Below are 22,610 nucleotides of genomic sequence, written 5' to 3' on the forward strand. Positions count from 1 at the left end.
TTTTATGCGCTACCGCGGCAGTACATCGGCTTATAAAGCAGGCTTTACCTTATTAGAAGTCATGCTAGTACTGCTGCTTATGGGTTTGGCGGCGGGTTACGTTATGTTTAACGCCTTTGGCGCAAGTAAGTCAGACCTGTTAAAAACTCAAGCCCAACGCCTGCAGGTGATCATTGATATGGCCAGCGACTTCGCGGTGTTAAATCAACAACAGCTGGGCGTGCGGTTTGAAGCTGACAAAAACGAATACTACTTCGTTTACCTAGACGACGATGATGAGTGGCAGCGTATTGAAGGGGAAAAAACCTACGAGCCCTACACGTTACCCGAACCTTTTACCTTCACCTTAAATTTAGACGACCTTCCGTGGGACGTTGAAGATAGACTCTTTGACAGAGAATTGTTCGACGAAAACCTAAGTGTTTCTGACGAAGGCGTAGAAATAGGTAACGAAGAAGAGAAAAAGCTGCCTCCGCCTCAAGTGCTGATTATGTCTAGCGGCGAAATTACACCTTTTACCCTATCGTTTAATTATGAGGGCGATGACGGCGACGACCCTGTCTATTACAGCTTACAAAACCAAGACTTACCGCCTTTAGTGCTTGAAGGTCCCCTGGAGCGTCCATTATGAACGCGACCACTATGAAAGCACCTTGTATGAGAACAAACTCGGTAAATTCGCCTAGCAAGAGCATGTCGTGTAACAACCCCCATAACCAACGTGGTTTAACCCTACTTGAAGTTATGGTGGCACTGCTTATTTTCGCACTAACAGGCACCGCCGTGCTTAAAGCCGCTGGCGAGCACTTATCTAGCGTTGGCCAAATAGAGTCTGTCACTTTTGCCAATTGGGTAGCAAGCAATCGCCTTAACCAGCTTCAGCTTGATACCACCTGGCCACCAAAAAATAATTTAAAAGGCACCATGGAGATGGCTGACCGCACTTGGTACTGGCAACAAACTGTTGCGAAGACCAACGATAACGACTTGCGTGCAGTTACCGTTTCGGTAGGCGAAGACGAAAACTACGAAAGTTCAGTGACATCGGTTACCACGTTTGTGGCTAAGCCAACGGCGGGGAACTAGTATGCAGCGCGGATTTACGCTTATAGAAATACTGATTGCCATGGCCATATTTACCCTTATCGGGCTGGCGTCAACGGGCTTGCTTACCACAGTTATCGACAGCAATGATATTTCTGAAGAGCGCTTTGCTAAGCTCCAATTGCTACAGAGGGCCATGATCACTATTGAACGTGATCTTCAACAGGCAGTACCTCGCGCTTCTCGTGTAAACGGAGAAAAGCAAGATGTAGTAATGGCAGGTGGAGAAACCGACGACAGCGATGATGATGGCATTGGTTTTGTGCGGGGCGGATGGCACAACCCGCAGCTGATGCTACCAAGAAGTACCCTACAGTTTGTTGCCTATAGACTTCAAGAGAACAGGCTTGAGCGTCTTTACAGTAATTACGTGGATAATGTTATTGGCTACGAGCCCAAAGTACGAGTGCTGCTAGAAGACGTAGAAAGTTTAAAAATTGAGTTTCTCGCCACCTCGAACAGCAGTTCGTTAGATGATGACGAGGATATCTCGTGGAGTGAAAGCTACAAAGGCGCGGCGCTACCGCGGGCAGTGGCGATAGAATTTGTAAGTAAAGACTTTGGCAAAATTCGAAGGGAATTCACCTTAACCACGGGTGAATCGTCATAATGCCAAGCACAGGAAGACGCCTTTTAAAAAACCATACGCGCGCTACGGTTGCGACATGTAAGCGCCAACCGTCTAGCCCACCAGCTAACCAAAAGGGTGTGGCGTTAATGATTGTGCTTATGATTGTGGCACTAGTGGCCGTGCTAGCTACAGAAATGGGCACGCGATTACAGCTACAAGTGCAGCGCACCATGAATTTAAAAGATAATAATCAGGCTTATTGGTACGCCATGGGCGCCGAAGCTTTTGCACGCAAGTCAATTCAGTCGCTGATAGAGGAAAGCCCAGATACTATTTCTATTGACCAACCTTGGGCACAAGAATTTAGCTATCCATTAGAAAACGGTGGCTTAACGGCTAATTTGGAAGACCTTCAAGCTTGCTTTAATCTTAACGCAATAGCGTCGGGTAGTGCCTCGAATAACGCAAATAGTGCGTCAAGCAATACCACCGAAGCTATGGAAGCCTTTCATACCATGCTGCTATCGCTAAACGTTGACGGGCTAGACAACTTTACCGCCGATACACTGCGCGACAGCTTAGCAGACTGGGTTGATGAAGATGACAGCATGCGCCCCTATGGTGCAGAAGACAGCGAGTATGAGTCAAGAGAGTTTCCATATCTTGCAGCCAACGGACCACTGGCATCAAAAAGTGAATTGCGTATTATTAACGGCGTATCACCAGCGTGGCTAGACGATTTAATGCCTTTGGTTTGCGTGATCCCAGATTACAGTGAATTGAAAATAAACGTTAATACGTTAGATGAGGAAGATGCACCACTACTAGCAGGCCTAACGGGGCTTGATATTCAGCAAGCGACGAGTTTACTCAGCAGCCGCCCGCAAAACGGCTGGGACGAAATCAATGATTTTTTAAGCGAGCCCTCTGTTCAAGCGCTTAATTTAACAAGCTCTCGACAAGATTGGTTTACGGTTAAAACTGAATATTTTATGTTGCATACAAAAACACAATACAACAAAGCAACCTTTAAGCTTTCCACCGTGTTTCATGCAAGCGCCGATAGTGGCGTTAGCATTGTGAATCGCGAGTTTGGGGGAACCTATTAATGGAACAATTATTGGTGCGTTTAGGCGCCAACTATACAGACCCGATAAGCTGGCTCGTTTATTCAAAATCTGAAGACGAGATCATTGCTTCTGGCGAACTACCTAGTGCAGAAGACTTATCTACGCTTACCGAGCGCGCTGGTCAGCGAAGCGTTATCGCTCTAGCTCCTAGCAGTGAGATTCTGCTTAAATGGGTAGAGCTACCTCCTAAAGCTGGGCGTAAAATTATCTCTGCAATTCCATTTATGCTGGAAGACGAATTGGCTACCGACATTAGCCAGCAGTTCTTCGCTATTGGCCCTAAGCGCGGTGACAACCAAGCTGTCGCTGTGGTTAGCCATGAAAAAATGGAGCAGTGGCAAGCTTGGCTAAGCGAAGCAGAGTTATTCTGCGACACTATTATTCCTGATGTACTCGCTGTTCCAGTAACCGAAAACGGCTGGTCGGTACTGACCTTAGGTGAGCAGCTACTGGTTCGCCAAGACGAGTTTAAAGGGGTTCAAGGTGAACAAACTTGGTTGCTTCCTACATTAGTGCATTTTACTGCGCAGCAAGAAGCGCCCGTGACCATTACGAACTACGCTGGTATCGATTTAGGCAGTTTACCGAATATTGAAGAAGCGCAGGCCCCACTTGAGTTGCCCATGCAAGTATTGGCTAAAGAAGCCATGCAAAGCAGCTTTAACTTGTGCCAAGGTGAGTACAAAATTAAACGTAAGCGCAGCGGTGTGCTAAGTCAGTGGCGTGTAGCCGCTGTACTCGCTGTACTTGCACTGTGTACCAGCTTAGTAGATAAAGGCGTTACTCTTTATCAGCTAAAGTCGCAAAACCAAGCACTTAGCAGTGAAATAAGTAGCTCGGTTAAAGCCGGTTTCCCAAATATTGGTACCTATCGCAACGTGCGGTTAAAGCTACAAAGCGAGCTTGCCAAGTTAGAGCAGGGTGGTGGGGATGCTTCCATGCTTATTATGTTAGATCAGCTTGCACCGGCTTTTTCAGCCACCGACGTTAAGCCGCAAACATTGCGCTTTGATGCTACCCGCACGGAAATTCGAATTCAGGCGCAGGGTAAAAACTTTGAAGCCTTGGAACAGTTTAAACGCAGCGCTGAAAACGCCGGTTTTGTGGTTGAACAGGGTGCGATTAATAATCGTGACAATGGCGTTGTGGGTACAGTTTCAGTAAGGAGTACGTTGTGAACGCGCTTTTAGAAAAATACAAAGCCCTCACTGAACGGGAACAAAGATTAGTGCTAATTTCTGCAGTGATGGTAGTGATAGCACTGTTTTATTTTGCAGTTTGGTCGCCACTTAATGCTGCGCTAGACAAACAAAAGCAATTACTTGATAACCAGCAATCGCTTTTAGTTTGGGTAAAAGACAGCGGTGCACGCGCTCAGCAGTTACGTCGTAGTTCGGGCAACAAAAGGGCGTTTTCGGGGTCGTTACCGCAAGCGGTGAATCGAACCACTGCCCAACATGATATTGCTATTTCCCGTATGCAGCCTCAAGGTGATGAACTGCAGGTGTGGGTAGACCAAGCGCCATTTGATGCGGTTCTAGAATGGCTTAAAGCCATGGAAAACATGGGCGTAGTTATTCTACAAGCCGATATAGCTGAAGCAGATGCGCCGGGCTATATCAAAATTCGCCGACTACAGTTAGGTAAAGCATGAAGTCGAAAGTTAGTTGGATCATAGGCGGAATTCTTGCCTTCCTATTGTTTGCTATTGCTTATATGCCCGCAGTGCAGGTTATTGGTCGTGTAACATTGCCGAATAATGTCTCGGTAAGCGGAGTAAGTGGCACCTTATTTTCTGGTAAAGCACAGACCCTAGTGGTTAACGGCTTGCCTGTTAATAACCTGAAATGGCAACTTAGCCCGCTTCACATGTTATTGGGTAAAGTTAAGCTAGATCTTAAAGCCGGTAATATTCGCGATAAAAACGACATCGCGTTTGAAGGGCCTGTTACTACAGGGCTTTTCAGCCAAGATACGATCAATACCGAGAACTTTACGCTGTATCTGCCTGTAGATAGAGTACTTGCACAAGTTCGCCTACCCTTACCGGTAAATGCAGGCGGACGTTTTAAAGTCTCGTTAAATGATCTAACCTTTGGTCCAGCGTGTGAGTCGCTAGATGGTACAGGAGACTGGTTAAACGCGACGGTTGCGGGAACTCAAGGACCCATTGATTTCGGTACTTATTCAGCGAAACTTCGTTGCGAAGGGAAAGACATTGGCATTATGGTAAGCGAGCCTAACTTGTTGAGCTTATCTATGGACGCGGTTATTCCTACCAACATGAAAAATATCCGCGTTAGCGGTAAATTTAAACCCGACGATAGCTTGCCCAACGAAGTACACCAAGCAGCTCGCTTATTTGGTGCACCTAATAGCAGTGGGTATATCCCAATAAAGCTTTAACGTACTAAACCCAATCAATATCAAAGAAGACGCCCTGGTTTTTATACCAGGGCCACTAGGAAACACACTCAACAAAGGATTGTACAATGAACAAACCTCTTTTAGCTGGCGCTGGCGTGACTTTAGTTGCGCTTGGTATTGCCCCTTATTTTATCGGTTCTAGCGTTGAAGATAATGTTAACGCTGCAGTAAACGGATTTAACGAACAGGCTGTATATTCAGCCGAAGTCCTCTCGTACGACAAAGGCTGGTTCTCAACAAAAGCGGAAATCAAACTTGCTATAGACTTTCAAGCGCTTTTCAATGCGCAAAATGTCGATGCCGCAGAAATGCCTTTAGACGAAAACCCTAACATTACCGCTACTTTGGTTGCGCATCATGGTCCTGTGTACTTTGGTGACGGCGTTGGATTAGGGCGCGTTCATTATACAGTGTCGATTGATGGCGATGAGTTAAGAGAATACGTTCAATGGGATGCGCAACAGTCTATTTATCACAATAAAGGCGTGGTTGGTCTATTTGGCGGTCTAAGCTATGAAGATGTCATTCCGGCCCTTAGCGCAACTAATGAGGAAGAAGGCTTTACCCTGCTGTTTTCCGGTTATACGGGTGAAGCGAAGCCTGATGGAGGGCAAACCTTATATACGTCCTCGGGCGAGTCGCTAAGTATTAACGCCGATGAGTTTTCAATGAAAATGGCTAATTTATCTATGGATGTAGCCTATGACGGCAGCATGATGGAAGCTTTCAAGGGCGAATTGTTTGAAACTAAAATTGAAGCGCTTATCGAAACCATGGAAGTTTCCGGCCTTGAAGCGGGCGCTACGGTGCAGCTAGAGAATATTGCACTGATTACAGACACTAACATTGATAAAGATAACAACACCGCCAATGTGTACGTAGAATACGCCATTGATAAGGTCGTGGGGCCGGAGCTTGAAGCCTCTGATATGGTGTTAGGCGTTGCCCTAAACAACTTAGACGTAGACTTCATCGAGGCTTATCAAGACTTTAGCAACACATCTTTAATGATCCCTTCTGAAGAAGTACCCGCTAAAATGATGGAGTTTGTCGAAGCTAACTTACTTCCACAGCTGAAAGCCGAACCCGAACTTAACATTACGACGCTGAAAGCAACATTACCTGAAGGCTCGTTTAGTGCCCATGCGAATACTAAGCTAGTAGGCATTGAAGCGCTGCCGGGTACCATGGAAGATGTGGCTTATTGGGTAACTCATCTCATGGCCGATGCACAAATAGTCGCTGACAAGGCTTTTGCACAGAGCGTAGCGTCTGGCTATATGATGGGCCAATTGATGGCAACACCACAAGCGCAAAACATGTCAGCAGAAGAACTCGAAGCCGCAGTAGAGCAGCAAACACCAATGATGTTAAGCACCTTTGCTCAGCAAGGCTTGATAAAAGAAACTGAAAAAGGTTACGAAACAAAACTGGAGCTTAAAGATGGCAAAGCCAGCGTTAACGGCACGCCTATTCCACTGCCTTTTGCACCTCAGTAACAAGTAGAACAGTATTTTAAATACCCGAAAAGCAAAGTACGGTTAAGAGTACGGTGAAAAGTACGGTTAAAATCGCGGTTAATAGTACGGTTAACACAAAGCGCTATTTGCGCTGAGCGTTGACTGACTTAGTTTGAATTAAACATGCCCAAATTAAAAATGCAGAGCCTCAACGCTCTGCATTTTTTTAAGTCACCCCATTCTACTCAGCTTTAAACATCCAAAACCCATAAAAACCAAGCCCCTTGTTACAGGCTACCATAGCTACGTATTTGACTTGAAACTGCGGCTAGTTTTCGTCAAGCAGCTCGATATTCATCAATTCCTGAGCAGCGTAGACACGCCCTTCGGCTACAACTGTAATAGCCTCGGTAAGCGCATCTAAGCCCGATTCGCTGCGCTTCATAATATGAGACAGCACAATGCGCTTTGCTTTAGACTGCTCGGCAATATTGATGATTTGCGTTGGTGTCATATGCAGATTCTTCGCAACGCGCCCCGCGTTATCGTCAATCGCATTGTGCAGCACTAAAAGGTCGGCGTTTTTAGCAAAGCGCGCTAGATTTCCTTCTTTATCGTTAGTATCGCCAGAAAATACCGCTTCACACCCGTTAGCCTTAACCTTCCACGCAAGAGTGGGTATAGGACCGTGATTTACCGACATCGCTTCAACTTTAATATCACTATTCACCGCGTATTCAAAGGGTTTCTCTAGTGTGGCGTTTGCAACGCTTTTCGCCGATATTGTGTAATCGTCTTGACCTTCGATAGTGTAAGAAGACAGGTATTTAAACGCGCCTTTCTCGCCAATTAACGATGACACATAGGCGTTAGTAGAGGGCATAGTTTGGTTGCCGTCTGGTCCCATAACCCATAAGTCTTTCTCGCGATTGGTGAAATACCCCCCTTTTACGAAGCTGGGTAAATCCGCTGAATGATCGGTGTGTAAGTGGGAAAGTAGAATCACATCAAGGGTTTCAAATGACGCGCCAGCGGCGCCGAACTGAACACTGCTGCCGCTGCCAGCATCTACTAGCACGCGAGCTTTGTTATTTACCCAGACCAAATACGCGCTAGAGGTTCTTCCATCATCCAACTCAGGCCCGCCCGACCCTAGTACCTGCACGGAGACATTACCACAAGCCATAGAGGCGGCGTTTTCACTCTCGCTTTTTACATGATTCGTATGTTTAGACGATGAATGAGGTGAAATATCAGATTGCGGTGAAGCATGAAATAACTCACTTGACGATACCTGCGCCCCAGAAGAAAACGCCAGAACAGCAGTAGCGGCTAGTATACTTAGCGAGCCCTTGCACGCCTTACCGCTTTGCTTCGCGCGCTTAATGGACCTCTTATTATCCTTAATGTCATTACCCAATGCTGTTCCGCTTATCTGTCTTTGTAAGACCTTCATCGCCATCATCCTATATCGCTTCATAAGAATTTATACATTTGTATCAAAGGAAAAGACCGAACATGGGTGAAAAATCATTCAATGAAAGCTCTGTGATAGCGAAGAAAGGTTGAGAGTAGGGCCGTAGACATACAAAAATGGGGCACGTATGACGTACCCCATTTTTTAACTCATTATATTAATTAGCTAATGGCTTTACTTAACTAATGATCACTCAGCAGCGTTCTCAGCTACCATAATGGTTTTGATATTTACGAATTCACGCATACCGTAACCACCGTGCTCACGTCCATAACCACTGTCTTTAACACCACCAAAAGGCAGGTTCGGTTGTGCTAGAGAATACCCGTTGATATTTACCATACCAGTGTCAAATTCGTCTTTCGCTAGGGCAACAGCTTTATCCGTATCAGTACTAAAGATGCCGCCGCCTAAGCCGTAGCGCGAGTCGTTTGCAACTTCCATCGCCTGTTTATCATCACGGGCACGAATTAACGACGCAACAGGGCCAAACAGTTCATCATCATAAGCCGGCATACCAGATGATACGTCTTCTAGCACAGTTACTGGGTAAAAGTAGCCATTAGAGTCTGGAATTTCACCACCAAGAGTGAGTTTCGCCCCAGCTTCTACTGACTTTTTCACTTGCTCATGAAGTTCATCTCGCAAGTCTTCTCTGGCCATAGGCCCAAGATCAGTGTTTTCATCCGTTGGGTCACCCACTTTAAGCTTCTTACACTGTGCTACGAACTTGTCTCTAAACTCGTCATAAACGCTATCCACGATAACGAAGCGTTTAGCCGCTACGCACGTTTCACCGTTATTGATAACACGGCCTTGAATACACATTTCTACCGCATGGTCGATATCGGCATCTTCAAGTACTAAGAAAGCATCATTACTACCAAGCTCCATCACGGTTTTCTTCGATAAACTCGCGGCCTCTTTCGCAACTTGTTTACCGACTTCGTCACTACCAGTGAAGGTAACGCCGCGCACGTATTTATGCTTGATTAGGTCGCTTGCCGTGCCACCATCAATTAACAACGACTGATATACGTTTTTCGGGAAACCAGCATCTTCGTACATCTGCTGGATGGCTTGTGCCATACCAAACACGTTTTTAGCGTGTTTAAGCACTGTCGTATTACCTGCCATGATGTTTGATACGCTGTAGCGAATAACCTGATAAAGCGGGAAATTCCAAGGCTGTATACCCAGAATAACGCCAATAGGTTGATAGGTAATAATCGCACGACCACCTTCAAAAATGCGGTGCTCGTCTTCTAAAAATGATGCACCATGCTCTGCTGTATAACGACATATTTGAGCACACAACTGCACTTCTTGTTTACCCTGCGCCGTCACTTTACCCATTTCTCGGGTCATTAGACTAGCAAGGTCGTCAATGCGCTCTTCCATTAAATCGGCAAGGTTGTTAAATAAATCTGCTCGAGTTTCAAATGACGTACGGCGCCAGTTCAAATAGGCTTCTTGAGAACGTGTTACCGCCTGTTCAGCTTCTTCAGTCTGACATCAAATGATAATGATCGATCTTTTCACCTGTAGCAGGGTTGTAGGTATTAATAGTCTCACTCATTGTCACTCTCCTTAATCCGTTTGTTAAGTTGAAGGTGCAACTAGAAAGCCAAATTGCAAAAAACTTTTTTTCGCAACATATTCAGCAACATAGAGCAACGTCACAGCAAGGATGGAGTCTGAGAATAAAACTGGAATTAGAAAAGATTACTTATCGCAGTAAAGATTTCAGAGCGAGCTCTTTAGAAAAAGAAGGGCGGCCCTCAAGAGGTCACATTTGTTCGAGGGCCGATATGCTGCGTTTGGTAATGGCTAATTTAGTGAAAGGAAACTTAACCTGACTAGTCGGTATATAAGTCTGGAAAATGAAACTTCGCCATAGCAAGGGTCAACGCAACTTCATAAACACTTTGTCTAGAGGCATGATTTAGAGTCAGTAACCCTATAGCACCGCCTTTTTGCTTAATATTTACCGTATCGAAAAGCTTATCCATAACCGGTCCAAGCTCTTCGCCTCGCTGTAGCGCTTGATACACGCTAACAGGCAGCGGCAAACTCGCACTTCGTGTTACCGACCAGTGACCTTCATGGTAAATCGCCACATACGCAAAGGTTGCAGGGCCATCTTCAAATACATCCACACCACCTTCAATTGCCACATACCATGCGTCTGTAAGGCCACCTTGATGGTGGGCGAGCATGGCCTTCACGCGATTAATAGCACCTAGGCGCGTTTCATCCTCGTTCATTGGCTGTTCGGGCACGCCGCTTGGCACAGCCATGCCCTGGGCGTCAAAGTCGTGCTCTAGTGTGTCAGAGAGTGTATTGAGCGCAGCATTTATTTTTACCGGATTCAGCGATCCTACAAAAATTGTGTCAGATACCATTTGCATTTGTCCTTTAAAAACGTTCTTTTGCAACATCACCCACTGGGCTGCGTTTAATATCTTCTAGCATTAAACGGTAATCACGTACTGCTGGAAATTCGCTAATATTGCGATTTGACAAGGTACTATCAGGGTTATCTACAGCAAGTAAATGTTTAATACCGTACGTCTGTGCCGCTTTCAAAATAGGCAGTGAGTCATCGACAAATAAGGTACGGCTACTATCAAATTGCACTCTCTTTTGTAGCCGCTCCCACAAAAGCTGAGACTCTTTGGTAACGCCAAATTCATGGGTAGAAATAAGGTTGTCGATATGCGCATCAAGTTGGGTATGCTCTATTTTAAGCGCCAGACTGTTTGGATGCGCATTGGTTACTAACACTACCTGCCTACCTGAGTCATGAAGTGCATCAAGGAAGGGAATGGTATCGTCGCGAAGGGCTAGCAAGTGCGCCAACTCTCGTTTCAGCGGCATAAACTCATTTTCTAGGTCCAGTGCTAGAGTTTCAGCCCAGTAGTCTAAACAGTACCACTGAATTTGCCCAAATACTGACTCATAACGCGCGCTCATTTCCTTTTGACTCTCGGCCTCAGAAATACCTTTTATCTGAGCTAACCGTTTTGGTAAATGGTGCAGCCAAAACTGGTTGTCGTAATGAAGGTCTAACAAAGTACCGTCCATATCTAGCAGTACAGTTTCTATTTCATTCCAGGGCAGAAAGGGCAAGCGATTTTCCTTATAATGAAGTAAGCTAAGAAATTGTATACAAGTATGATAACAAAGTTGTAGCGAGAGACATGCCAAAAATCGATCCGAACAAACCGTTACCACACATTCATTCTCGTGAAATCGTTGCGCAAAGCAAACTCTTTAGGGTAGAACGCTTAGACCTTGAGTTTTCGAACGGCGCTACCCGTGAATTCGAGCGGATGGCGGGCGGAAACCGGGGTGCTGTAATGATAGTGCCCATGCTTGATGAAAACACCATGGTGTTAATTCGTGAATATGCTGCCGGTACACATTCGTATCAACTAGGTTTTCCTAAAGGCTTAATAGACCCAGGTGAAACGGCTATTGAAGCCGCTAATCGCGAACTACAAGAAGAGGCGGGCTTTGCAGCGAACGATCTTATAGAGTCTCCATAAGGTCAGCATGGCCCCTACGTTTTTCAATGCAAATATGACCATCGTTTTGGCCCGCGACTTGTATCCTAAACAGCTTGAAGGCGATGAACCCGAGCCTCTTGAGGTGATTCACTGGCCTTTAGATGAAGCAGATGCTTTACTTGCACGAGAAGACTTTGTTGAAGCACGCTGCATAGCCGCGCTGTTTTTAGCTCAAAAGTGGTTTAAGGAACAATAAACAATGCCCGATGACGCCCATGCCGACTTACTAGAACTTGCGAAAGAAATTGCCGTTGAAGCTGGTGAAGCCGTATTAGAAGTGTACGATAAAGGTGAGTTTGACGCTTATCAAAAGGACGACGAATCTCCCGTTACCAGTGCAGACTACCTAGCAAACGATATCATCAACAAGCGCTTACAAGCTGCAACGCCTGATATCCCAATCCTCTCAGAGGAAAACAAACACGCAAGTTTAGAAGAGCGAAAGCATTGGCCTCGATACTGGTTAATCGACCCCATCGACGGCACCCAAGAATTTATCGCCAGAAGCGGAGACTTTGCGGTCAACATTGCCCTAATAGAGAACAATGAGCCAACTATCGGGGTTATTTTCTGGCCTCCAGGTCAATCATTGTATTATGCGCAAAAAGGCAAAGGGGCGTTTAAGTCATCCCCTGATGGCGATCACCCAATAAGCGTTCGCAAACTAGACGACCCTAAAAATAGCGTGGTAATGATTGCAATTAGCCGTCGACAGTCAAGAGAGAAAGTACTCAGCAGAATGTGCGCGAAGCGCGTATATCAAACGCTTCCACTGGGCAGTTGCTCACTGAAAGCGTGTTTTATTGCCGAAGGCAAAGCTGATGTATTCATGCGCATTGGTATCACAGGCGAGTGGGACACAGGCGCATCTCAATGCATTGTTTCCGAAGCTGGCGGGAGTATAGCAGCGGCCAACTTCGAGCCGCTTACGTATAATCAGCGTCATTCGCTGGAAAACCCAGATTTTGTAGTAATGGGCGATCAAAGGGTGCCATGGCAAGACGTAGTCCAGTATGATGACTTTGTAAACCCACATCAGCACTAGCGCGTATTATTTCTTTAGCGCAGTGCAATAAACCTACGTATAATAGCGTAGTAATGTTGCTGGGCCACATTACTCTGGTATTGGTTAAATCAAGCCAGATGGAACCAAAAAGTAAAAGGAGTAACCTATGATGACTACACGTATTCGCACGTTATCTGCAGCATTGCTCGCATGTGGGCTAGCATTCCCTGCCGCAGCCGACTGGTCAATAGACGGCGAGACAAGTGCGCTGCATTTCTTATCAACTAAGAATGCACAAGTCACTGAAGTACATAAGTTTGATAGCTTTGACGGTACCTTGTCTGATAGCGGCAAGCTCTCTGTGGCGGTAGACTTATCGTCAGTTAATACAGCCATTGATATTCGCAATCAGCGAATGCAAGAGATGCTTTTTAATGTGAGCAAATATGCACAAGCTAAGTTTGAGGCCGATTTACCTGAGTCGATGATGAGCCTGAAAGCGGGTCAAGTTGTTAACGGAAAAGTAGATGGCATTTTGATGTTACATGGAAAAGCCGTTCCTACATCATTTGCGGTTAAGGCGAGTAAAGTAGACGACGGTACGCTAACTGTATCTACTACTGCTCCGACCCTTATTAAAGCAGAATCTTTCGGCCTTGCTGAAGGCGTAGCTGCGCTACAAAAAATTGCAGGGCTAAAGAGTATAACGACAACAGTCCCAGTGACGTTTTCCGTTACCTTTACGCAATAGAATACAGCTATTGCTAGGGTCTATCGATAAGAGTTAGGCAGTGGTAATAAATCAAAGCATAAAAAAACCGCACGAAAACGTGCGGTTTTTTTTGTTTTAAGGGCTTGTTTCTAAGACTGATGTAGCCTGTTAGGAAGTCTATAACGCATAGGTAATGGCTTTTGACTTAACGCTTGCTCTGGCATACCTTGCCACACGTTCTCAGGAAGGGCAGGTACTTCTGCCTTATATTGAGAGACAGTGAAATATCCCATCGCAACACGTAAACGCTTAAGTGCTTTACATTCATTTACTTCCTGATCAATGACAAACACGCCCCACTTGCGCATCGCTATGCCTAGTATATCACTGCTTGTTAAGCGGATAACCGGTGCTGCCAACACCATGCCAATTAATACAGGTAGCAGCCACATAAATAACGACGGGGTGAAATAAAAGGTAGTGACGCCCCACGCTACCGCTAAGCAGCTCATAATTTGCGTGTGTTTAATTGCAACTTTCCACGGCACTTTTCGCCCTTCACGCTCTTGCGCTTCCCATTTAACTGAGTGGCCTATAAAAACACTGATCACAAAATAGCTGTGGTAGAACATCATCAGCGGCGCAATTAGCACAGCCATGGCTAATTCAATTGCCGCGCCTTTTAGTAAAGACCACGCCCCACCAAACTCTTCGCGACGTTTCATCAAAGCCAAGGTAATACCTAAAAGCTTAGGTAAGAATAGTAAGGCGGCGGTACCCCACATGGTTACCATCATCATGTCTTGGCGTGCTACCTGCCAACTGGGGAAAAGCTGATACTCAGATACGAAGAACTCTGGCACTGACGTGGCGCGAATTAATGCATCTGCGGTACCTAGTGCCAACATACAAAACAGTATTAGTGAAGAAATGTACGCAAACGCACCAAATAAGAAGTGCAGACGGTTCGCCATTTTAAGACCTTTCACCTTCAAAAGCCCTAAATGCTGTATGTTGCCCTGTACCCAGCGACGGTCGCGAATGGCGTAGTCAACAATGTTACTTGGCACTTCTTCATAGCTACCTGTTGTGTCGGTAAGTAGGTAAGCCTGCCAACCTGCACGGCGCAAAAGCGCTGCTTCGACAAAGTCGTGGCTTAGTATTTCGCCACCAAAAGGTGCACGACCTTCAAGAGTGGGAAGTCCACAATGCTGCATGAAAGGGGCAATACGAATAATGGCATTGTGCCCCCAGTAGTTTGCACTGTCCGTTTGCCAAAACGATAAGCCTGTTGCCAACATTGGGCTGTAAAGATGAGCGGCAAACTGCACGAAACGACCAAAAAAGGTGTTTTGACGTACTGGCATAGGAATAGTCTGCACTAAGGCCGTATCAGGGTTTTGCTCAATACGGCGGGCCAGGTCCTGCATACGCTCTCCGGTCATTACGCTATCGGCATCTAATACAATCATCGACTCGTAATTTGCACCCCAGCGTTCGCAAAACTCTTTAAGGTTACCCACTTTTCTGTGCAGGTTTTGCTCGCGACGGCGGTAAAACACTTGGCTAGAGAATGCTCCCAAACGCTTTTTCAATCGAGTAAAAGCGCGTAGCTCAGCATCCGCTTTTTCCATGTCACGGGTGTCGCTGAGCATATAGAAATCGAAATTCGAACTGTTTTCGCTTTCCATTAACTCGCGAATACAGGCTTCGAACCCCACCATAATACGGCGGGTATCTTCGTTATAAACCGGCATGACTACGGCGTGTTTTTGCTTTAACGGCGACGAAGCATCTGGCTTTACTTGGTTTCTGCGTAAGCTCAGTGGATCTATATTGAAAAGCTGTAAAAAGAAACCAATGATACCCGTCCAAAACGCCATGCACAGCCAAGCAAATAGAGTCAAACCCAAGCCTAACTGCGCAATTTCTAGATTCGTAAGGCCGTTCGGTAAAAATATCTCGTATAAGCTCCAACCGGCCAATGCCGTGCTTGGAATCACTAGCATTGCCATGATAAACAAACGCATATGCTCTCCTTTTAAGATGAAGTGTGAAGCACGTGCAGTGCTGTCACGTTTAATCTGAGGCACGGCTTTAGCCTCGTTCGATACTGATGTTTGAGGACGATTATTTTGGCTGGTAGACATAATTCCAAACCTCGCTAACACGCTTTCCGTCTTTTTCAATGTAAGCGCGCATATCTACCGTTTGCTTTTCTTTCGGCTTAACAAAAAAGGAAGCGCGCCACTCTTGGCCGTCGGCTACAGGATAAAGGCGCTGTTGGGAAATCGTTCCGTTGGTGCCCTGCACAACAAGCTTCATAGTTTCATTGTCAAAAGAAATGGCAGAAGGAGCACTGAAGTCCACATTGAACTGGCGGGTAGTGTTCAAGCTATCATCTTTAAATTCATCGCCTGGTAACACGGCCTTTCCCTGACGGGTACGCACTACAGAAGCAAATTCGCTAACAAAAGGGTTTTGCTCTACCGTTTTAAGCTCATAAGAAAAATACAAAGATTCACCTGACTTAAACGGCTTTTCAGGCGTCCAAAAAGCCACAATGTTGTCGTGGATCTCAGACTTAGTAGGAATTTCAACAACTTCTAATCGGCCTTTCTCAAAACCAGCTTCTGGGGTAACCCATAGCCCTGGACGTATATGATAGTTGGCCTCAGCATCAAGGTAGTTATCCCACTCGCCGTCGCGTTGAAGCATTCCAAAGCCTTTTGGATTTGTATCGCTAAGTGAAGTAACCTGAAGGCGTGCTGGGTTAGTCAGTGGACGCCAAATCTCTTCACCCGCATGAGTTACCATTAGCACACCGTCGCTGTCGTGCACTTCTGGACGATAGTCGTCATGGCGCTTTTCTGTGTTCTCGCCATATAAAAACATACTGGTAAATGGCGCAATACCTAGCTTATTCACGTCGTCGCGAGCAAATAACCAGCTCTCTACCTCTACGCTGGTATCGATATCAGGCTGGATAACAAATTTATAAGCACCCGCAACAGAAGGACTTTCTAGGCGAGCATAAATAGTAATTGGCTTGCCTTCACCAGGCTCGATAACCCAGAACTCTGTGAAATGAGGGAACTCTTCACCTTTCGCTAACGCGGTATCAATTGCCAAACCGCGTGCTGAAATACCATAAACTTGATTTTTACCTACCAAACGAAAATATGAAGCACCGAGGAATACAGCAAATTCATCTTTGTACTCTTCGTTTTTTATAGGGTAGTGAACACGAAAGCCTGCAAACCCTGACTTTTCATCCGTTAACCCAGCTAACCCCGACGCAGACCCGTCGTAGTTAAACATATCACTGTTAAACGCTAAGCGCTCAGGCTTGTTACTTTCGCCAATAGTGTGAATAGTAACGGGGTATTCATATAAAAAACCCGGATGAAAAAACTGAAGTTCGTAGTCGTTCTCGCCGTGCCAAAGACTTTGCTCAGGCTTAAAACGAATAGAACGATAGGTGGTGTAATCAATCTCTTTTAATTTGCTGTTTAGTCCGTGATCGTCTTGTTCATAGCTTTCTGTTGCTGATTTGCGAGCAGCATCAATTATAGATTGAAGAACGGGTGATGCTTTTAGAGGCTGATTGTTGTCATTAACCTCGACAGCGCCTGCTTGGTGAAATGCAAATAGGGCAATAACGCTGGTCATCGCCAAAAGAATGCGCGACAGCTTTCGATGCTGAATCGCATTAGTTTGTAAATCTTTTCCGAAAATTGAAACTGGCTTAGCCATTTGTCCTCTCCTTATGAAAACAATGGTTATCCAGATGGTCGTCAATCTCTTAACTTTATCGCTTAGCTATGTATAGCTAGCAACAGAGTATCTGTTGCTTTAAAAGCGATGATGAGAAAAAGTATTCATTGAAACCATTCAAGAAAGGCGCTCTATTCCTTTCCTTATTCACTGGTATCGCGAAAAAAACCGAATTCCGTGCCTGTTGGCAAAAGTGAATGCTGGATAACACACAGGTACTTCAGCAAAAGCTGTTCCAACACTAAAAAGACGGGCTAATTTATTATATTTACATTTATTTACAGTCACTTAAAAGCATCGACATTGAAGTTAGTGGGCAATTTCCTTGTTGTAAATTTGTCCGATGAGTTAGACAAAAGTTTATCTGTTGTTTTTTAGAGACAGTTCCCCATGCCAATATGTTTACTTTTTAAACTTCACCCAGACATTAGCAGCTTAGGTATTCATATAACGCTTCTTCTTATTTTTTAATTTCTCTATATTTATTAGATAGATGGATACCTCCAATTTGAATTTCAGCTGAGTTTTTTTCGCAGTTGGCAGACGCTTTGCACTCCACCATGTTGATAAATACATCGGACACGATTTCTGAAAAGAAATAATTGAGATGACATGAAGACGTTTTTGGCTTTGTGTTCATCAATCAAGTGGCCCACTGCAGAGCGATGTATAAAAGCAGAGCGATTTAGAAAGACAGCGTGTTTGCAGAAGAGCAGCGCGCTTTAGAAGCGCTGACTTGTGACACGCTTCGCAAACACATTGGATGTTTGCGTTGCAGAAACTGGGCTACTGAGCATACTAAGGAGTTATCACATGCGTAAATCAATCACACTTATTGCAGCGACACTTACTGCGGCAACACTTCCTCTTACAGCAATGGCCGACAAGCCAGACTGGCGTTACGTAGAAGGTGGTTACACCAAAATGGACTTTGACGACAACGAGTCTTTCGAACCAGACGGCCTAACCGTGAATGGTAAGTACCTGTTAAACAGCAACTGGTACTTAAACGGCGAGTACAGCTTTTTTGAAGAAGGTAACTTCGACTTCGATATGCTAACCCTAGGTGCAGGTTACCGCTTACCTGTAAACGCCACAACAGATGCCTATTTTGGCGCTAACCTAGAGCGTATTGATGGTGACGTAGATGACGAGACTGGTTACAGCATTAATGCCGGTCTTCGCTCAATGATTACAGAGCAGGTAGAGCTTGCTGGTGAAGTGGGCTATTACGATGTAGACGACGGTGAAGCGACATTCAAAGTAGGCGCTAACTACTACATCACGCCACAGTGGGCAGTTGGTGCAAACTACAAAATCATTGATGATTTAGACATTATGCAGGTAACTGCACGCTACGCTTTTTAAGCCTTCCTCTCCTCAGGTAGGTAGCCGGGTTGCTCGACCCGGCTTTTTTATGTCTGCATTTCAAGAAGACGGCTATTCTTTCGCTTCGTTTTCTATTCAACTGTGTCGCTGGGCTCAATATCTTCTTTTCTTTTTATATCTACACTTTCGTGAAGCTCTGAGTATACGAGTACTGCCTCGCCAGATTTTAACCTGTCTAGCACCTGCTGAACTTTTACTTCTAGCTCAACTTCCTCAGCGCCATAGTCGGTGCCTTCGCGTAATACAAAAGACTCAGCCAAGCTATAAAGCGTATCGGCTTCTAATGCGTCGATGGGAATTATCATTCACACTCCTGGGAAAAACGTTTTATAAAACTTAAACGACACCAATATCACCTCAGTATTAGCGACTAACATAACCACAGGTTGAGTTTACCGGTAACGCTTCGCTAACGAAGCGTTTTACGCGCTCGTGCAGCCAAACCTTCGGGTTTAATACAGAGCCTTGCATGAAGCCGACATGACCGCCTCGTTCGCTCAATTCTACGGTGACGTTACGCGCAAGTTCCTCTTCTTTTGGCACAATTAAGTGGTTCATGAAGGGGTCATCAATGCTATGCAATACTAACGTTGGACAGTGGATGGCGCTTAAAAAGTGATACGCGCTGCACTTTTCATAATAGTCTTGCGCATCTGCAAAACCGTGCAGGGGAGCCGTGATCTTTTCGTCAAATTGAGTAAAGCTAGTAATGCCTTCTACATCACTTTTTGTAAGCTGAATAAGCTTGCGATAATCAATGTATTCCATCTTCTTACGCAAAGTATCTTTCATGCTAGTAAGTAAATACTTTTGATACACACGAGAAAAACCCTGATTGATTGACTTAGCGCACTCAGATAGTTTAAGCGGAGAAGAGATGGCAACAGCCGCCTTCAGCCACTTTTGTGCAGGGTTTTCTCCCAACAGTTTCAACAGCATATTACCGCCAAGCGAAAAGCCAATAGCCACCTTGGGAATACGTGGAAATTTATCGTGCAGCCACTCTAAGAAAAAACTAGGGTCTTCTGTTTCGCCACTGTGATAAGCGCGCGCTTTTAGGTTTGGCACACCGCTACAGCCGCGATAATGCATCATTACCACCTGCCAACCATTCACAGACAGTTGGGCCATCATATCGTTCGCATAATGCGACTTGATGCTGCCTTCCAATCCGTGAAACATCACCACTATCCCTGATGTCTCTTGTGGTTTGGGGCCCCATGCTACGTCAACAAAATCGTCATCCGGTAAGGTTAAACGCTCCATGTTATAAGAAAGGGGTAAGCGCTTTTGAATAAAACGCGGCCATATGGTTTGCACATGTCGGTTCTTTGCCCATCCTGGCACTTTAAAGCTACTTTTTATTATCTTTCCATGCGATAGCGCTGATTTGCTCATTGTATTTTCTTATTGTGTTTTTACGATAATTGATTAACCACAAGGCTCACTAACTGGCGCGCCTCATTGTTGTCGCGTAACTCGTATGCATTAATGAACGCAGCGATAGACGCGTTAAATATATTCGTTGGCGAGGCTTGCTGACCCAAGTGCGTAATCGCCTGCTCATTAAAAGATGCAACGATGTCTTGCTGCTGTTGCCTTTCAAGCTCTAACTCTTGCGCTTTGAGTACATCGTAGGCTCTTTGCTCACCACCTTTCTCGGGGCTTGCTGCTTTGCGCTTCTCGCGATGCTGTTTTAACTTTTCGTCAGTGCTCGCTGATGCCGCTATAACCGATTTAAGCTGAGGCAAATTTATAATGACATTATTCTCTAAACACCAGCAAATCAGCAAGAGAACGTTTACATTCACCTTGTGGTTATCTTGAAGCAGAAGCGCGAGCGGTGCCATATCGCCTTTCGTATAGCGAGATACGCTGTACTCCCAAAACTCGCTGCTATTAATATTAGGCGCTGGCACTGTCATACTCTTCTCGTTTTTGCTCTATTTGCTCTTGGGCATCTAGCCATGCCATTTCTTCCTCTTCAAGCTGTTGCTTAAGCTCAGTTTGTTTGTCGAGCAAGCCCATGAGTTCTGCTTTTTTGTCGTCGCTGTAAAGCGAGGTATCGGCGAGTGATGCTTCTACCTCTGCCAAGGCGGTACTGCATTTCTCCATGGCTTTTTCGTGTTTTTCGATGGCTTTTTTAAGTGGCGCTACGCTTTGCCTGAACTCGGCTTCGCGGCGCTTTTCTTCTTTACGATCTAACTTGCGTTCTGGCTTACTGTGCGCTCCTGCCTCTTGCTGCGCGCCGTTTTTAGCGTCGCTGTTAGCACTTTTAGCCTCGCTGTTGGCCTTGGCTTTTTCTGCAGCCTGCTGCTTTAAAATCCAGTCGCGATAATCATCCAAGTCACCTTTAAATGGCTCAACTTCACCGCTGTCTACCAAATAGAAATCTTCACAAACAGAGGAAAGTAAGAAGCGGTCGTGAGATACCAGCACCATTGCCCCTTCAAAACCTTGCAGCGCAATATTTAGCGCATGGCGCATTTCTAGATCTAAGTGGTTGGTAGGCTCATCCAGCAGCAATAAGTTAGGTTTTTGGTAAACAATTAACGCCAATACTAAACGCGCCTTTTCACCACCTGACATAGGTGCCACGGGCGCCAATGCTTCATCGCCGTTAAATCCAAAACCACCCAGGTAATCGCGAAGCTGCTGTTCAGTAGCTTTTTCATCAATACGCTGCAAATGTAAAAGGGGTGTGGCATTAGCGTCTAGCGTTTCTAACTGGTGCTGGGCAAAATAGCCAATCTTCAGACCTTTTGCGGTATTGAAAATCCCCTGCTTAGGCGCATGAACACCCGCTAACAGCTTGATTAACGTTGACTTACCTTGCCCGTTTCTACCTAGAAGACCTATTCTGCTGCCAGGTACTAAATTCAGTTTTACCTGTTGAAGCACTATATGGTCATCGTACCCCAGCTGTATTTTTTCCATTTGCACAAGCGGGTTTGGAAGCGCAGTTGGTGGTGCGAAGGAAAAACTAAACGGGCTAGCCATATGGGCTGGCATTAACGTTTCCATTTTCTCTAGCTGCTTAATACGGCTTTGCGCTTGCTTTGCTTTACTAGCCTTGGCTTTAAACCGCGTAATAAACGAGTTTAGATGGGCTACCTTTTGCTGTTGTTTTTCATACTCTATGTTTTGCAAGCGCATGCGCTCAGCACGCTGTGTTTCGTAAGATGAATAATTACCTGTATAGGTAACAAGCTTTTGTTGCTCAACACTAATAATTTGCGCGACGGTATTGTCTATAAACGCTTTATCATGAGAAATAAGTAAAAGCGTGCCCGCATAGCGTTGTAACCATTTTTCGAGCCAAATTACGGCATCTAAATCTAAGTGGTTAGTGGGCTCATCAAGCAACAATAGATCTGATGGGCAAAGTAGTGCTTGTGCAAGATTCAAGCGCATACGCCAACCACCAGAAAAGTCACTGACTGGTGCGCTTAACTGCGCATTAGTAAACCCTAGGCCGGAAAGTATAGTCGCTGCACGTGATTCCACATCGTAAGCCCCAGCCTGCTCTAGTTGCCCATGAATTTGGCCAATCTTTACGCCGTCTCCGCTTTTTTCAGCGGCGTCTAGCTTAGCCTGTAAATCACGTAAATGTTTGTCACCGTCTATCACGTAATCTATCGCAGTTCGATCAGTCGCTGGCGTTTCCTGAGCCACGCTCACAATTCGCCAATCGCTGGGTACGCTGCAATCTCCGGCATCGACGCTTAGTTCACTGCGCAACAGAGCAAACAGCGTGGACTTTCCGCAGCCATTGCTGCCTATTAGCGCCACTTTGTGGCCTGGAAAAACCTGTGCCGACGCCTCTTCCAGCAGCATTTTGCGGCCGCGAAGTAGCGATACATTTGAAAGCTTAATCATGACTAACCTGTGATAGAACAATCTAGGGCGCGTATAGTATCAAAAACTTAAGGTAAAAGCTGATCAACACATACCATTTCAAGGTATAATACTGGCGAAATTCCCC

Annotated in this window: 20 protein-coding genes and 2 pseudogenes; 12 read left to right on the forward strand and 10 right to left on the reverse strand. The window is 45.5% G+C overall.

The window, feature by feature from the left end; translation table 11 throughout:
- The first annotated feature begins 4 nt into the window (after window positions 1-4).
- The 8 genes from gspH to ACYX4W_RS02840 all read left to right on the forward strand — a co-directional run bounded on the left by gspH (window position 5) and on the right by ACYX4W_RS02840 (window position 6,731).
- Entirely contained in the window at window positions 5-631 is a 627-nt protein-coding gene (gene gspH / locus ACYX4W_RS02805; protein WP_269917930.1) for a type II secretion system minor pseudopilin GspH, read from the forward strand.
- A 26-nt stretch (window positions 632-657) separates the two neighbouring features.
- Entirely contained in the window at window positions 658-1,086 is a 429-nt protein-coding gene (gene gspI, locus ACYX4W_RS02810) for a type II secretion system minor pseudopilin GspI (RefSeq protein ID WP_476075436.1), read from the forward strand.
- A gap of 1 nt (window position 1,087) precedes the next feature.
- Window positions 1,088-1,714, forward strand: a complete 627-nt coding sequence (gene gspJ / locus ACYX4W_RS02815) for a type II secretion system minor pseudopilin GspJ (protein ID WP_476074615.1) — start codon at window positions 1,088-1,090, stop codon at window positions 1,712-1,714.
- Window positions 1,714-2,784: a type II secretion system minor pseudopilin GspK gene (gene gspK / locus ACYX4W_RS02820; RefSeq protein ID WP_474856684.1), complete on the forward strand. Its 1,071-nt coding sequence runs from the start codon at window positions 1,714-1,716 to the stop codon at window positions 2,782-2,784. The genes gspJ and gspK overlap by 1 nt, the downstream gene beginning before the upstream one ends.
- On the forward strand, window positions 2,784-3,983 hold the full coding sequence (gene gspL / locus ACYX4W_RS02825) for a type II secretion system protein GspL (RefSeq protein ID WP_476074616.1): 1,200 nt from the start codon (window positions 2,784-2,786) through the stop codon (window positions 3,981-3,983). The genes gspK and gspL overlap by 1 nt, the downstream gene beginning before the upstream one ends.
- A complete protein-coding gene (gspM, locus tag ACYX4W_RS02830; RefSeq protein WP_476074617.1) occupies window positions 3,980-4,459 on the forward strand; it encodes a type II secretion system protein GspM in 480 nt (159 codons plus the stop codon). The genes gspL and gspM overlap by 4 nt, the downstream gene beginning before the upstream one ends.
- Entirely contained in the window at window positions 4,456-5,211 is a 756-nt protein-coding gene (locus ACYX4W_RS02835; protein WP_476074618.1) for a type II secretion system protein N, read from the forward strand. The genes gspM and ACYX4W_RS02835 overlap by 4 nt, the downstream gene beginning before the upstream one ends.
- Window positions 5,212-5,297: 86 nt before the next feature.
- A complete protein-coding gene (locus ACYX4W_RS02840; RefSeq protein WP_476074619.1) occupies window positions 5,298-6,731 on the forward strand; it encodes a YdgA family protein in 1,434 nt (477 codons plus the stop codon).
- 289 nt (window positions 6,732-7,020) lie between these two features.
- On the opposite strand, the gene ACYX4W_RS02845 is transcribed toward ACYX4W_RS02840, so the two are convergent.
- From ACYX4W_RS02845 to yrfG, 4 genes and pseudogenes are all read right to left on the reverse strand, one after another.
- Window positions 7,021-8,148 carry an MBL fold metallo-hydrolase gene (locus ACYX4W_RS02845; protein WP_476074620.1) on the reverse strand — a complete coding sequence of 376 codons (1,128 nt, stop codon included), beginning with the start codon at window positions 8,146-8,148 and terminating at the stop codon, window positions 7,021-7,023.
- Between the two features lie 210 nt (window positions 8,149-8,358).
- Window positions 8,359-9,748: pseudogene (locus ACYX4W_RS02850) on the reverse strand (NAD-dependent succinate-semialdehyde dehydrogenase).
- 280 nt (window positions 9,749-10,028) lie between these two features.
- Window positions 10,029-10,580: an inosine/xanthosine triphosphatase gene (yjjX, locus tag ACYX4W_RS02855; RefSeq protein ID WP_474856690.1), complete on the reverse strand. Its 552-nt coding sequence runs from the start codon at window positions 10,578-10,580 to the stop codon at window positions 10,029-10,031.
- A gap of 7 nt (window positions 10,581-10,587) precedes the next feature.
- The gene (gene yrfG / locus ACYX4W_RS02860) at window positions 10,588-11,301 is read right to left on the reverse strand and encodes a GMP/IMP nucleotidase (protein WP_476074621.1); all 714 of its coding nucleotides are present in this window, start codon (window positions 11,299-11,301) and stop codon (window positions 10,588-10,590) included.
- A 71-nt stretch (window positions 11,302-11,372) separates the two neighbouring features.
- On the opposite strand from yrfG, the pseudogene nudE reads away from it, so the two are divergent.
- The 3 genes and pseudogenes from nudE (at window position 11,373) to ACYX4W_RS02875 (ending at window position 13,498) form a co-directional block, all read left to right on the forward strand.
- Window positions 11,373-11,937 (forward strand): annotated as a pseudogene (gene nudE, locus ACYX4W_RS02865) (ADP compounds hydrolase NudE).
- A gap of 3 nt (window positions 11,938-11,940) precedes the next feature.
- Window positions 11,941-12,786 carry a 3'(2'),5'-bisphosphate nucleotidase CysQ gene (cysQ, locus tag ACYX4W_RS02870; protein WP_476074622.1) on the forward strand — a complete coding sequence of 282 codons (846 nt, stop codon included), beginning with the start codon at window positions 11,941-11,943 and terminating at the stop codon, window positions 12,784-12,786.
- 127 nt (window positions 12,787-12,913) lie between these two features.
- The gene (locus ACYX4W_RS02875; protein WP_476074623.1) at window positions 12,914-13,498 is read left to right on the forward strand and encodes a YceI family protein; all 585 of its coding nucleotides are present in this window, start codon (window positions 12,914-12,916) and stop codon (window positions 13,496-13,498) included.
- A 110-nt stretch (window positions 13,499-13,608) separates the two neighbouring features.
- On the opposite strand, the gene mdoH is transcribed toward ACYX4W_RS02875, so the two are convergent.
- Window positions 13,609-15,609 (reverse strand): glucans biosynthesis glucosyltransferase MdoH, encoded by a 2,001-nt coding sequence (mdoH, locus tag ACYX4W_RS02880; RefSeq protein ID WP_476055453.1) that lies wholly within the window; start codon window positions 15,607-15,609, stop codon window positions 13,609-13,611.
- The gene (locus ACYX4W_RS02885; RefSeq protein WP_476074624.1) at window positions 15,590-17,215 is read right to left on the reverse strand and encodes a glucan biosynthesis protein G; all 1,626 of its coding nucleotides are present in this window, start codon (window positions 17,213-17,215) and stop codon (window positions 15,590-15,592) included. Before ACYX4W_RS02885 ends, mdoH begins: the two co-directional genes overlap by 20 nt.
- A gap of 834 nt (window positions 17,216-18,049) precedes the next feature.
- Here ACYX4W_RS02885 and ACYX4W_RS02890 point away from each other — a divergent pair.
- On the forward strand, window positions 18,050-18,604 hold the full coding sequence (locus ACYX4W_RS02890) for an outer membrane beta-barrel protein (protein ID WP_476074625.1): 555 nt from the start codon (window positions 18,050-18,052) through the stop codon (window positions 18,602-18,604).
- A gap of 92 nt (window positions 18,605-18,696) precedes the next feature.
- On the opposite strand, the gene ACYX4W_RS02895 is transcribed toward ACYX4W_RS02890, so the two are convergent.
- Genes ACYX4W_RS02895 through ACYX4W_RS02910 form a run of 4 tightly spaced genes read right to left on the reverse strand, consistent with a single transcriptional unit; the run spans window position 18,697 to window position 22,504 of the window.
- Window positions 18,697-18,930 carry a YheU family protein gene (locus ACYX4W_RS02895; RefSeq protein WP_476074626.1) on the reverse strand — a complete coding sequence of 78 codons (234 nt, stop codon included), beginning with the start codon at window positions 18,928-18,930 and terminating at the stop codon, window positions 18,697-18,699.
- A gap of 58 nt (window positions 18,931-18,988) precedes the next feature.
- Window positions 18,989-20,023: a hydrolase gene (locus ACYX4W_RS02900; protein WP_118491212.1), complete on the reverse strand. Its 1,035-nt coding sequence runs from the start codon at window positions 20,021-20,023 to the stop codon at window positions 18,989-18,991.
- Window positions 20,024-20,043: 20 nt separating this feature from the next.
- A complete protein-coding gene (locus ACYX4W_RS02905) occupies window positions 20,044-20,550 on the reverse strand; it encodes a TIGR02444 family protein (RefSeq protein ID WP_476074627.1) in 507 nt (168 codons plus the stop codon).
- The gene (locus ACYX4W_RS02910; protein WP_476074628.1) at window positions 20,531-22,504 is read right to left on the reverse strand and encodes an ATP-binding cassette domain-containing protein; all 1,974 of its coding nucleotides are present in this window, start codon (window positions 22,502-22,504) and stop codon (window positions 20,531-20,533) included. The genes ACYX4W_RS02905 and ACYX4W_RS02910 overlap by 20 nt, the downstream gene beginning before the upstream one ends.
- Window positions 22,505-22,610: the final 106 nt, after the last annotated feature.

It is taken from the genome of Alteromonas sp. ABH4_454, from assembly GCF_056311775.1.